General features: G+C 28.4%; 12 protein-coding genes. All 12 read right to left on the reverse strand.

Annotated features, from left to right (window positions below; genetic code table 11):
• Positions 1-37: 37 nt before the first annotated feature.
• The 12 genes from Q0770_RS07425 to Q0770_RS07480 all read right to left on the reverse strand — a co-directional run bounded on the left by Q0770_RS07425 (position 38) and on the right by Q0770_RS07480 (position 12,397).
• Positions 38-1,177 carry a DegT/DnrJ/EryC1/StrS aminotransferase family protein gene (locus tag Q0770_RS07425; RefSeq protein ID WP_299115571.1) on the reverse strand — a complete coding sequence of 380 codons (1,140 nt, stop codon included), beginning with the start codon at positions 1,175-1,177 and terminating at the stop codon, positions 38-40.
• A 2-nt stretch (positions 1,178-1,179) separates the two neighbouring features.
• Positions 1,180-1,791 (reverse strand): acetyltransferase, encoded by a 612-nt coding sequence (locus Q0770_RS07430; RefSeq protein WP_299115573.1) that lies wholly within the window; start codon positions 1,789-1,791, stop codon positions 1,180-1,182.
• Complete coding sequence (locus tag Q0770_RS07435) at positions 1,784-2,389, reverse strand: sugar transferase (protein WP_299115575.1); 606 nt, start codon at positions 2,387-2,389, stop codon at positions 1,784-1,786. The genes Q0770_RS07430 and Q0770_RS07435 overlap by 8 nt, the downstream gene beginning before the upstream one ends.
• Before the next feature lie 5 nt (positions 2,390-2,394).
• Positions 2,395-2,955: a hypothetical protein gene (locus tag Q0770_RS07440; protein ID WP_299115577.1), complete on the reverse strand. Its 561-nt coding sequence runs from the start codon at positions 2,953-2,955 to the stop codon at positions 2,395-2,397.
• A complete protein-coding gene (locus Q0770_RS07445) occupies positions 2,945-4,090 on the reverse strand; it encodes a glycosyltransferase family 4 protein (RefSeq protein ID WP_299115579.1) in 1,146 nt (381 codons plus the stop codon). Before Q0770_RS07445 ends, Q0770_RS07440 begins: the two co-directional genes overlap by 11 nt.
• Before the next feature lie 8 nt (positions 4,091-4,098).
• On the reverse strand, positions 4,099-5,175 hold the full coding sequence (locus tag Q0770_RS07450) for a hypothetical protein (RefSeq protein WP_299115581.1): 1,077 nt from the start codon (positions 5,173-5,175) through the stop codon (positions 4,099-4,101).
• Between the two features lie 1,124 nt (positions 5,176-6,299).
• Positions 6,300-6,872 carry an acyltransferase gene (locus Q0770_RS07455; RefSeq protein WP_299115583.1) on the reverse strand — a complete coding sequence of 191 codons (573 nt, stop codon included), beginning with the start codon at positions 6,870-6,872 and terminating at the stop codon, positions 6,300-6,302.
• Positions 6,862-7,845: a polysaccharide deacetylase family protein gene (locus tag Q0770_RS07460; protein WP_299115585.1), complete on the reverse strand. Its 984-nt coding sequence runs from the start codon at positions 7,843-7,845 to the stop codon at positions 6,862-6,864. Before Q0770_RS07460 ends, Q0770_RS07455 begins: the two co-directional genes overlap by 11 nt.
• Positions 7,842-8,888 (reverse strand): GNAT family N-acetyltransferase, encoded by a 1,047-nt coding sequence (locus Q0770_RS07465; RefSeq protein WP_299115587.1) that lies wholly within the window; start codon positions 8,886-8,888, stop codon positions 7,842-7,844. Before Q0770_RS07465 ends, Q0770_RS07460 begins: the two co-directional genes overlap by 4 nt.
• Positions 8,878-10,134 (reverse strand): lipopolysaccharide biosynthesis protein, encoded by a 1,257-nt coding sequence (locus tag Q0770_RS07470; protein WP_299115589.1) that lies wholly within the window; start codon positions 10,132-10,134, stop codon positions 8,878-8,880. Before Q0770_RS07470 ends, Q0770_RS07465 begins: the two co-directional genes overlap by 11 nt.
• Position 10,135: 1 nt before the next feature.
• The gene (locus Q0770_RS07475; RefSeq protein WP_299115591.1) at positions 10,136-11,389 is read right to left on the reverse strand and encodes an O-antigen ligase; all 1,254 of its coding nucleotides are present in this window, start codon (positions 11,387-11,389) and stop codon (positions 10,136-10,138) included.
• A 6-nt stretch (positions 11,390-11,395) separates the two neighbouring features.
• Complete coding sequence (locus tag Q0770_RS07480) at positions 11,396-12,397, reverse strand: SDR family oxidoreductase (RefSeq protein WP_299115593.1); 1,002 nt, start codon at positions 12,395-12,397, stop codon at positions 11,396-11,398.
• Positions 12,398-12,399: the final 2 nt, after the last annotated feature.

The following is a 12,399-nucleotide window of genomic DNA, read 5'->3' on the forward strand; positions in this document are numbered from 1 at the left end:
TACAGAAATTAATCAGTTTAATGAATTAAAGAGATTTCTAGTTATCGTTAATAAAGCTCTTAATTGAATTAAAAATTCTACCCTTATCTTTTGTTTTGAGATTAGATCCACTAGGTAGACAAAGACCATTTTTAAATAGATTTTCACCTACATCACCTCCATAATAAGGTGCTTTTTTAAATATCGGCTGAAGATGCATTGGCTTCCAAAGCGGCCTTGATTCAATGTTATCTTCCCATAAAGCAAGTCGTAAGTCTTCGCGTGAGAACCCTGCTGTTTTTTCATCAACAGTGATGCAACTTAACCAATGATTTGAGAAATAGTCGTCATTTGGTTCTTCAAATACTGTGACACCAACTACATCTTTGAATATGTTTTTGTAAAATGCCTGCATGCCTCTTCGAAGCTCGATATGTTTATCCAATACTTCCATTTGTCCTCTACCAATTCCTGCCACTATGTTGCTCATTCGGTAGTTGTAACCAATTTCAGAGTGTTGGTAATGTGGCGCATCATCTCTGGCTTGTGTTGCTAAGAAGATTGCCTTCTTTTTGGCTACTTCGTCGTTACATACAATAGCGCCACCACCAGAAGTTGTGATGATTTTGTTTCCGTTGAATGATAAAGCCGCATACTTGCCAAACGTTCCGCAGTTTTTTCCTTTGTAGGTTGAACCTAATGATTCTGCTGCATCTTCTATAACTGCAATCTCGTATTTGTTAGCAATGGCTACGATTTCGTCTATTTTGGCAGGCATTCCGTATAAGTGCACAGGAATAATCGCCTTTGGTTTTTTTCCATTTGCGACTCTATCCTCAATAGCAGCTTCTAGGTGTTTTGGACACATGTTCCATGTTTCTATTTCACTATCAATAAATACTGGGGTCGCTCCTTGATATAGAATCGGATTCGCAGAAGCGGAAAAAGTCATACTCTGACAAATAACCTCATCACCAGCAGTAACACCTGCTAGAATCAATGCTAAATGAATTGCAGCAGTTCCAGATGCTAAGGCACCTATTTTTTTTGTAGTATTTAAAAACTGCATTAAATCATTTTCAAACCCTATTACATTTGGCCCAAGCGGAGCGATCCAATTGGTGTCAAATGCTTCGTGAATGTATTTTAATTCGTTTCCGCCCATGTGCGGAGATGAAAGCCAAATTCTTGATTTCATAGTTATTTGTTGTTGTACTTTTTTATTTTTCCTGGATTTCCCACCACTACAGCATAGTCAGGAACATCACTAATGATGACTGCCCCTGCTCCAATGGTTACCCATTTTCCAACTGTTATGTTTGGAATGATGATTGCACCTGCGCCAATATGTGAACCTTCGCCAATGTGTACGTTTCCTGTAATGGTTGCATTTGGTGAAATATGTACAAAGTCTTCTATTTGACAATCATGTTCAATAACTGCAGCCGTATTGATAATGACGTGTTTTCCTATTGAAGTGTCTGCGTTTATAATAGAGCTATTCATTATAACAGTTCCTTCTTCTATAGTTACCTTAGATGAAATAGTTGCTGTTTTGTGAATGAGCGTAGTAAACCCATTTATAATTTTTTTACTTATCAACTTTCGAAGTTGATTATTTCCTATGCTAATTACAAATTTATTTTCTTTGTATGCTTGCATTTCTTTAGAAGTAACAACACATATATCATCAATAAATCCATTTTGAGGATTATCATCAACAAATACCTCAACCACTATGTTTATGCTACTTGCAACATCTTTAACAACTTTTCCATGTCCACTTGCGCCATATAGACAAATTTTACTCATTTCCTGTAAATTTTATGGTAGTTGCTTGATTTTTAGTATTAATATTTTCAGAGCGTAAAACTTTTATAATAGTTTTAAGTATTATTTTAATATCAAGCAAAAAGCTTATATTTTCCACATACCAGACATCGTATTCAAATTTCTTTTCCCAACTAATAGCATTTCTCCCGTTCACTTGTGCCCATCCTGTTATCCCTGGTTTAATTTTATGTCTCATTCTTTGGGTTTCAGTGTACAATGGTAAATATTCTGGTAATAAAGGTCTTGGGCCAACAACACTCATATCCCCTTTTAAAACATTAATTAATTGAGGTAATTCATCTAAGGACGTTTTTCTAACTAATTTACCTATTGACGTTAATCTTTTAATGTCTGGAAGTAAATTACCATTGGAATCCTTTTTATCGTTCATTGTTTTGAACTTTATAACTTTAAAAATGTTTCCTCCTTTACCTGGTCTTTTCTGAAAAAAGAACGCAGATCCATTATTATTAACTAACAATAATAAAAAAACAATGAAAAATATAGGAGAAAAGATAACTAAGCCAACTATCGCCATACATATATCTATTATCCTTTTAAAAACATTTTTATACATTGATATTACATTGATAAAGAATCTAATGCCCTTTTGTTTAACATAATAACTGGTAAATGAACATTATCAACTTTTTTAGAGCTTATAACTCCGTTAATATCGTCAAAACTAACATACTTAGTAACAGATATAAAGTCTTTAAAATTATCTTTATTTACTTTTATAATTATTTCGTCTGTTATTAATTTAATTTCATTGAGTTTAATTTTATGATTTTCATCTCCTCCCATTATTAACTGAACATATAATGGAAAATCATTAGCTTGTAAATCATACTCTCCGCTTATAACTTGTCTTGTATTAATATCTGCCTCTTTAACAGAGTGGTATTTTATTAAGGGCTTGATTTCTGTATTAGGGTTTCGAAATTTTATCTGAAAAATACCTTTTGTATCGGTTTCGAAATCCATTTCAACTTTTAAACTAAAATTCTCTAATAATTCTGGTTTTTCTATTACTACTTCTGTTTTCTCTTTTTGTTTTTCAGGTTCTTTTTTATCTGATTTACATGAAATTATTAAATTAATTAAAAGCAGTAATACTATTTTTTGATATTTATTTTTCATAATTATATTCCTTTAACAGTTCATTCCAGATTATATCCCTCCTATATCTATTTACTATTATTTTTCTTGATAGTTCACCCATTTCTAATAATTTCTCTGAGTTTTCATAGCAAAGCAACATTGATTCATATAATTCGTCTACATTTTTTGGTTCTATTAGATAACCGTTTTTTCCTTCAGAAATGATTTCATTACAACCATTAATGTTTGAGACTATACTTGCCAGCCCCATAGCCCCTGCTTGCATTACTACATTAGGAAATCCTTCTCTATAACTAGGAAAAACGAGCATACTCGAAATTGCTAAAAATGGCCTAACATCTTCTTGATATCCAGTTGAAATAATTTGTTTATTGTTTTTAATTATTTCTAATATCTCCTTACGCAATGGATCCAGCTCTGTTTCATAATCACCAACTAAAAGTAGTTTTAAATTACATCTAGTCTTACTTAGCTTATTAAATCCTGTAATTAATTCGTTAATACCTTTATCCCCGACTATTCTACCCACAAAAATAAATACAAAATCTAAGGATTCTATAGATAATTCTTCTTTTAGTTTGTTTTGTTTAGAAATTGGAATATTTGATGTATTAAAATAATCTACATTAATACCATTAGAGCTTCCATTTCCAAGAACTTTTAATTTACCGATATTAGTAAATCCTTCGTTTATTATAATGTCTTTTAACCCATTAGAATTTGGGTATACTTTAGTTGCACAACTATAGGTTATCTTTTCTACCAAATTTAAAATCTTTCTTTTTGTTCCTGTAGCTTCTAATAAAGGTAAACCTGCTACTGTGTGTAGACGATTAGGAACTTTTGCAAACCATGAAGCTATCATGGCTAACATTCCTGCTTTAGGCGTGTGCGAATGCACTATATCTGGCTTGCATTTTCTAAAATAACGATATAACCCCCATAACCCTTTCAAATCTTTTAAAGGGGTTATTTTTCTAGTCATATTTATATGGTGAACTTCAACTCCTTCTTTCTTTTTTATTTTTTCTAGACCTTCAATATCAGAAGAAATTGCAATAACCTCGAAATAGGAACTCATATATTGTAATTGTCCCTCCAACAACTTATTTAATGACTGCGGAACAGTAGTAATTCTAATTAATTTTTTCAAAATATATTTTAGGTTATTTTCTTATTTTCTTCTATTATCCAAAATAGCGAAAAAATTATGTAAGGCATAAACATAACCCTCATTCTTGAAGCCAAACCTAAATTATACATATAAATGCTATAAAACGCAACTAATGAAACTGACACTATAACGGGAAAGATTACTTTTTTTAAAGTCGTTAGATCTGTACTTCTTATTTTAAATAAAACTTTAGATAGTATAACCCAAACTGTTAGGTTTTCTATTGAGGCAAGAAAATGTAATAGTGTTTTAAAATCATAAAAAAAAGGTCTAAAAAGAACTAAAAACATTCGTTCTAGATAATTAGAGTTTTGCAAATCTATCGATGAATCTCCATTGTTTTGACTGTAAACAATTATATTTTGGTAACCCTCTTTTATACTTTCAAGGTTGAAATTATCTATTCTTAAAAACTTTTTTAAAACAGGAATACATAATAGAACAAAGGCTGTAAAAATTATAAAATATTTTATTTTTTTATTAGCTGTAAATCTAGAGTTAAACAGAAAGCTAATACTATATGCAAACATTAGTATTATTAATAAATATGGTCTTATCAACAATACCAATAGAGCTGCCAAAATAAAGGGTATAGTAATATATTTTTTTTTAATAACTCCAGATAATACTATCGCCATAAGATAAAAAACAATAACATCTTTACCTATAAAACTGGTCCAATAGTGATATGAAGGGAGCGCTAATAAGAGCAGTAATAATAATAATTGATTTTTTGTTTTATGCGTATTTGTTTCAAAAAATAAATCTACATAAACTAAATACCCCTTTAAACTTATTAACGAAAAAAGGATTGTTAACATAACATAGTTAAACCCTATTTTTATTAAAGGATATATTAAAAAACTATTGAAAACAGTGCCTAAACCCCATAAAGAACTCCAGTTATCTGCATTATTAGCCATTCTGAAAATTCTCTCAGCATCACTTTCGTGGTGAAAATTTATCGTATAATAAAGAGTAAAAAGAGAAAACAGTAAATGATAAAAAATTACTATTAATTTAATCCGTTTTTTATTGCTCAATATATTTTGAATGTCTTGCATTTAATTTTTGCCTGTGAAAAAAAAATAGTATGTACAAGAAGACAGGGAAAATCATATATTTCTGTCTATTGACTAAGCCTAAATTATAAATTAGGTATGAATTTACAAGCAAAAATACTAAACAATAGGTAAATAATATCTTAATCTTAAATGACTTTTTATATCTAGATATTTTAAAAAGAAAAAGGAACTTTAAAAAAAGAATAAAAAAGAACAGATTCTCAAATGATATGTATAACTGCATGATTCCTTTAGCATCGTAAAATAAAGGTCTAAAGAGATATGCAAATAGTTTTTGAATTGTATTTAAGCTTTTGGGGTCTATAAACGAGCCTTCTTTTTTGTAATGAGAGTAATAACTAACTCTATCTAACCTAGATGAAAAGAATGTATAAATATCAATATCTAACAGATGAAAAATTTGAAAACTTATAAATATACTTCCAAAAATTATTAAGAAAAAAAGTAAGAGCTTTTTTAAGGTATTTATTTTAAGAGTTAAAAACGTTAAAGTCAAGGCTATGAATATAAATACTACTAAATAAGGGCGGATAAAAGTTAAAAATGAAATTGGAAATATTAATTTTTTTAAATTAAACTCGTTTTTCATGAATTCTCGTAACACAAGCATTGTAAACATAAAAGTAAGTCCATCTTTTCCTAAAAAAGACATCCAGATATGAAAAATTGGAGAAAATAAAATAAGATACTTTATATCAATAAATAAGACTTTTATAGGTTTAAACCTATTAAGAGAATCATATAATAATAAATATCCATAAATAGAAAAGGCGCTAAAAACTATAAATACAGATAGGTAATTAAAATGAAAATAGTTTATAAGTGGGTAAATTAAAAATCTAATAAAAGTTGAGCTTACGCCAAATAATTCGAACCAAGAATTAGCTTGCTCTGCAGAATTAAAATACATTGGTGGGTCTGAGTGTGTCCCCTCCGTAGTTATACTCGAAATAATTGTTATTATAAGGTGGAAAGTAACTAATAAAAAAACAATTGTTATATTTAAGTTCTTTCTTTTTGAATATTTAAAGGCGTAAAAATATATTAGAACTAATAATATTAATTGAATTAAATTATTATATATAAAATGGATTAAAGTCAAGCTAGATTTCTTTTATTTTTTCTGCGGGTACTCCTGCATAAATACTATTGCCATCTAAGCTTTTATTTACTACAGCGCCAGCAGCAACAATTACGCGTTTTGATATAATTAAATCACTTAATACCCTTACTCCACAACCAATCCAAACATCGTCGCAAACTTTTAGACCATCTTTAATCGTTATTTTATTATATTTAATTGGAACATTCTTATCTTCATAAGTGTGTGTTCCTGATAATAATGTAGAATTGTGTGCAATAGAAACATTATTTCCTAAAGAAATAAATCCTCCTGCATCTATATAACAATTATCGTGTATGGATACGTCTGAGCCTATTTCTAGATGTTTCCATCCTTTTATTGTTACATTTGTTCCAATTCTTATATTATCTCCACAGCTAGATATTCTTGATTTAAGTATAACATACCTTAGTAAAATAAATGGTAATTGAGAATAAGGTCTGCTAAGATCCCATAAAAATTGTAAAATAAAATTAGGTAAGATTGCATATAGCTTACTTATAAATACAATTAAACCTTTAAATATATAGAATTGGTTTCTTCTACTTTTCATTATTAAAAAACTTATCATAAATATCAATCATGTTTAAAGATTCCATCTTATATTTTTTGGACAGAAAAATGTAATGATTAATAATAGATTTTAAATCTTTTATGGACTTTTCCGGGTAATTACCATAATTGTGAGGGTGCCACCACAAATGATATATCTTATTTTCTTTTGCTGCTTTTGTCATTTCATTTTTAACTCTACGTAGTCTTAATTTATTTAAAACTTCAAACTTACTAACCGGTTTTAAAAATCTACTCGCTGGAAGCAAAACAATCTTAGATTTTTCATCTTTTACGACATCATTGATGGAGTATATTGTTCTCAAAATAGGGACATAACAATCTAATGTTCTAAAAACCTTTTTAGCTAAAGTTTCTTTAGTCAATTCATTCCAAAACCATGACTTTGGATTTATTCTAACTATTTTAATATTATACTTATTACATATTTCTAAATACCTTTTATTGTATTGATTTCTAGGGAAAACTAAAGAGTACGATTCTTCACTTTTATTTAAAAGTTGTTTTCTAAACGCTTTTAAATCATTTTCAAATTCTTCCAAGTTCTGGCCTTCTTCTAGGCAATAATAGTGAGAGAACGTATGCGAGGATAACTCTTGTCCTTCTGTTGCATATACTTGACTAATCAAATCTGGTGCAAAGTGACTATTATCGCTTAAAAGTTTATGCTCATTATCATCCATCCAGGAGTAAGCAGATAGCTTTGTATTTATATAGCTTGGTTTTTTAAGTGGTATTTCTAATTTCCATTCATTTACATTTTTTAAAAAAAGCATCCCTACAGTAGCCCATGTTACTCGGGTTTTACTTTTTTCAAAAATATCCAACATTTTTGGAATTACCTTTCTCGTATTTTCAAAATAATTGATATTATTTTCCAGTTCTACCTTATCGAAAACTCCCCAATGTAATTCAAAATCTAAAGAAATTACAAGAACTCCATTTTTCATCATACTGTGTCAGAATCAGAATAACTTAAAAACCAGTTGTTTCTATTACTTATTATGTCTTTGTTTTTAGTATTAAAAAACCTATAACCGAAATGTAATTCTATAGGCCTCAACTTTTCAGGTAAATTAAAAAACCTATTCTTTTTAAATGCTTCATAATTTGGTGAAAAATCAAAACACCAGCTTAAAATTGTATCCGTTTTTTCTTTTTTTATAAAACTTATAGCTTTGTTTAACAGTTCTCTTCCTGCTCTAGTATTAGATGGATTATATATAAGCTCCATGATGTAAGCTATTTTACCTTCATGCTTCTCTTTAATACAAAAAACTATAAATCCATTATACGCATTGGTTTCCTTATCGTAAGAATGTATAATTTTATAATCTTCATTAGGTTTTTTTATATACCTCCAGTCTAGATACTCTTTATCTCTTTTTACAGAAACACTAATATCTTTTGAAAAAACATCCCATAACCTATTAACTTCTTCAGGAAATGAAAAATCTTCAACCAGCTTCGTTTTATAGTTTAATTTAAAATCTAATGCAGATAAATTTATATTAGGAAACCATTTTAATGGTTTTATCTTACTAGTAAAATACTTAGTTTTTAATGGTTTTATTAAAAAAGGTATGGGGTCTAGGTTATCCCATTTTAACTTTCTCGTAAATCCATGGATTGAATTCCCATTAGGAAACCCATAAACAAGCTCTAAACCTTCTTTTTCTCCTCTTTCATAGATTCTATTAGCAAGGTTAGTAAAAAGCCCTTTCCCTCTATAATTAATATCTGTTATAGTATCTAATGACTGGGCTGACAAATAGTCTTTCCCATTTATTTGAAATTTAACTGTCGCCATTGCATAAATACCAGCAGGCCTCTCATTACTTGGGTCTTCTGCAATAACCACAAAGTCATTCTGAAAATGACTTTCAAAAAACTGCCATTCTACTTTACTATGATCCTTAACATTATCGTTATTTTTAAAACACTCTAAATAGGTTTTTATATTCGTTTTATTTAATGTCAAATAATTAAACTCCATGGACTCCTCTCTTTTTATTTTTAAGATAGAAAAAATATGCAAGATAGTATAATACGGCAAAAGTTATTTCTGAATATATTAAATAATATACAAAATTATATATTGTTAAATTATCCTTATTAAAATAAGTTAAGCTAATTAATAATACTAGCCCTATTACACTTATCGGCAATTTAATGTAATGCTTCCTCATACAGGTAAGTGCAGTGCTTAAAAATGAGTACAAATAAGAGATTGCGCTAGATGTTGCTATTAAAACTAATAACTTACTATGCTTTGCATATTCTTCTGTAAAAATGTTTCTTAAAATAAAACTTCCTGTGAAATTTAAAACTACAATTATACCGATTCCTGTTAAAGCTCCCAGCACTACTAATTTTAATACTAATTTATGGAACTCTTTATACTGTTCATCTTTAAAAAAATTTGCTAGTTTAGGTTCAACAATATTAATAACCTGAGTTAAAACTTGTCCTCCTATGGCCTTAAAGTATATGATTGACCCAAAAATAGCTAAAGTTTCTAATCCAAAATATTTCTCCACAGATAAGCTAGGGTAACTTTCGTAATACTTACTTACTATTTCAAGAAAAAATAAAGGCCATGCAAACCAAAATATTTTCTTCATTTTACTTAATTTGAAATACTTTTTCAGATTCAAAAAATCATTATCTTTTTTCCTAGACATAGGAATATCTAAAAAAACAAGAACTAATAAAGAGACTATACACCAATTTACTATTAAGTATTCGAATTCTATTTCTAAAACTATGCCGACATAAATAGAAATTATTATTAATGTTCCATTTATTAGTTTAGAAACCCCTATAAAAACCATATCTTGTTTCTTCTGAAATATTGCATGACACATTTCAGATTGGCTTTCTATAATCTTTATTAAAGCTATTAATAATAGTATGGGTAATTTATCTGGACTACTTATAAAAGCAATAGCAACAATACTTATGACGGTAACTATATTTCCTAAAATTCTTAAACTATGGTAATCTTGCACTTTTAAGTTACTATCCGTCTCCGTTACGAAAAGACTTCTTAATTGAAGGTTTAAAGGAATAAATATGGGCTTAATAAAAGCTAAAGCAAATATGTAAAGCCCAACCTCTTCTTGAGAATAATTTTTTGTGAATAATATTAAAGCTAAATATTGAATTCCATAGTAGAAGAAATTTCCTAAAACAATAGATAAAAAATTAACCTTTGTTTTGTTTTTTTGAAAAAAACTCATACTATAATGTAATGTTTCTTTTTATAAAAAAACTATTAAAAAAAGAAAAAAAGAAAACACCATATATTCTATCTAATATATTTTCGAATAAAAAATTAATTAAAATTAAAACCATAAAAGCTAAAAACAATAAATCTGAAGTTTTAATTGCTGCTGAAATATTTCTATAGATTAAAAGAAGAAAGGCAATTAAACAAATAACTCCTGCAGACATAACAAAAGAAATATACTGATTGTGAGAATTCATTTTTTCTTCATAAATTTTAAGATACGATGGCTGTTCTAACTTCTCCTTATAACAATCTAACATAATATCTTCTTGATCTCCTAATCCTAAACCTAAAACTAGGTTAGATTTAGTTACTTCCCATCCACATAACCATATATCCTTTCTAAAATCATTCTCTATTTGAGTTAATAGCTTACTAGAGGCATTAACTATTTTCCCTTTGAAGAAAAAGCCTAATCCTAATATTAATGTTAACGTGACAATAATTCTTTTGGGCTTATTTTTAAAAAAACTTAAACTTAATATTAGGATGCCTATTACATAACCCATCATGTTTGGTGCAGAACGCATATAAAACACGAAATACGAAATTATTACTGTAGCTATAATTAGTAAAACAGTTTCTAATACCCTTTTTTTCTTATTAATTAATAAATAGAATCCTGCTAACGCACTTAAGCACAAACTAAGTGATATATATGCTTTATGAAAAAATAAGTACACTTCAAAATTCCTTGAAGACCAGTTAAAAGGGATATTATAGGGGGTTTTTATAAATGTATTAATCTTTTCAAAGATATTAGCTTCTTTTAAAAATATCATTTTCTTATATGATAGAATCTCAATGGCTAATCCAAAAATATAAGAACATAAAATAATGTTTATAATTACAAATAGTAAAAGCATTTGATTAAACCACTCTTTTCTAATCCTAGAAAATACTATTATAGAAATAGGGAAAACAGCTATTAATATTGTTTTTCCAATTTCTTTGAACCCGTTAGATATATTTTGAGAATATATTAAAGAAAATAAAAGTAAAGCATAAAAGGCCATTGATAAAACAACAGCTTTAGTTTTAAATACTAATTTTTCCTTTTTAAAGTTTATTATGATTAGTAAAATAGAGACTAATACTCCTAAAAACCCAATATAATTAATTGATAGTAATGGAAAAATGAATAAACTACTTAGTAATATTTCATTTTTAAATACATGTAGAAATGATATTACCTTCTTATACATAAAATGTTAGTTTTTATATATAAAATCTGTGTTATTTTTAAACCAAGCATAAGTATCTTTTATTCCTTGACTAAATTTAAATCTAGGATTGTAACCTAATAATCTAGTTCCTTTATCAATATTAGCTAAAGAATGCTTAACATCACCTTGTCTAGTGGGTCCGTAAACAACTTCGTTATTTGTACCAGCCAAGTCCTTAATTGTCTTCCAAAGGTTATTTACACTAATTCTTTCTCCTACAGCTACATTAAAAACTTCATGCGATTCTAAGTTTGAAAAAGCAGCTTTAATATTAGCCTGTACTACATTATCTATATATGTAAAATCCCTAGTTTGTTCGCCATCTCCATTAATTTTTACTGGTGAGTTTTTTGTTGCAGCGTCCATAAATAATGGTATTACCGCTGCATAAGCTCCTTTAGGGTCTTGTTTAGGTCCGTAAACGTTAAAATAACGAAGACCTACAGAATGAAATTTATACGTACTAGAAAATATATCGGCATACAATTCATTAACATACTTAGTTATTGCATAAGGCGAAAGAGGCTTGCCTATAACACCTTCTACCTTTGGTAAAGACTTGCTATCTCCATAGGTGCTAGAAGAAGCTGCATATACCATTTTTTTTACTGTACCTGATTCTTTTGCAGATGTTATTACATTTAAAAAGCCTGAAATATTTACCTCATTAGAAGTAATTGGGTCGTTTATAGATCTAGGAACTGATCCTAAAGCTGCTTGATGAAAAACATAATCTACACCTTGCATTGCTTTTTTACATGTTTCAACATTTCTAATATCTCCCTCAATTAATTCGCATCTATCATCTTTTAAAAAAGAAGCTATGTTTTTTCTATATCCATTAGAAAAATCATCAAGTATAATTACTTTTTTAGCATCATACTTTAAAAGGTATTCTACTAAATTTGAGCCAATAAAACCGGCTCCTCCTGTTACTAAAAAAACAAATTTAGACAACTCTTCTTTATGATATTTATTTTCGAACATAA

This window comes from uncultured Winogradskyella sp., from assembly GCF_947501905.1.
GTDB lineage: Bacteria > Bacteroidota > Bacteroidia > Flavobacteriales > Flavobacteriaceae > Winogradskyella.

Coding starts and splice junctions, on each gene's coding strand:
- Q0770_RS07465 (WP_299115587.1), bottom strand. CDS start 8,888: ATGGAGTTTAATTATTTGACATTAAATAAAACGAATATAAAAACCTAT.
- Q0770_RS07480 (WP_299115593.1), bottom strand. CDS start 12,397: ATGTTCGAAAATAAATATCATAAAGAAGAGTTGTCTAAATTTGTTTTT.
- Q0770_RS07475 (WP_299115591.1), bottom strand. CDS start 11,389: ATGTATAAGAAGGTAATATCATTTCTACATGTATTTAAAAATGAAATA.
- Q0770_RS07440 (WP_299115577.1), bottom strand. CDS start 2,955: ATGAAAAATAAATATCAAAAAATAGTATTACTGCTTTTAATTAATTTA.
- Q0770_RS07435 (WP_299115575.1), bottom strand. CDS start 2,389: ATGTATAAAAATGTTTTTAAAAGGATAATAGATATATGTATGGCGATA.
- Q0770_RS07450 (WP_299115581.1), bottom strand. CDS start 5,175: ATGCAAGACATTCAAAATATATTGAGCAATAAAAAACGGATTAAATTA.
- Q0770_RS07430 (WP_299115573.1), bottom strand. CDS start 1,791: ATGAGTAAAATTTGTCTATATGGCGCAAGTGGACATGGAAAAGTTGTT.
- Q0770_RS07460 (WP_299115585.1), bottom strand. CDS start 7,845: ATGATGAAAAATGGAGTTCTTGTAATTTCTTTAGATTTTGAATTACAT.
- Q0770_RS07455 (WP_299115583.1), bottom strand. CDS start 6,872: ATGAAAAGTAGAAGAAACCAATTCTATATATTTAAAGGTTTAATTGTA.
- Q0770_RS07470 (WP_299115589.1), bottom strand. CDS start 10,134: ATGAGTTTTTTTCAAAAAAACAAAACAAAGGTTAATTTTTTATCTATT.
- Q0770_RS07425 (WP_299115571.1), bottom strand. CDS start 1,177: ATGAAATCAAGAATTTGGCTTTCATCTCCGCACATGGGCGGAAACGAA.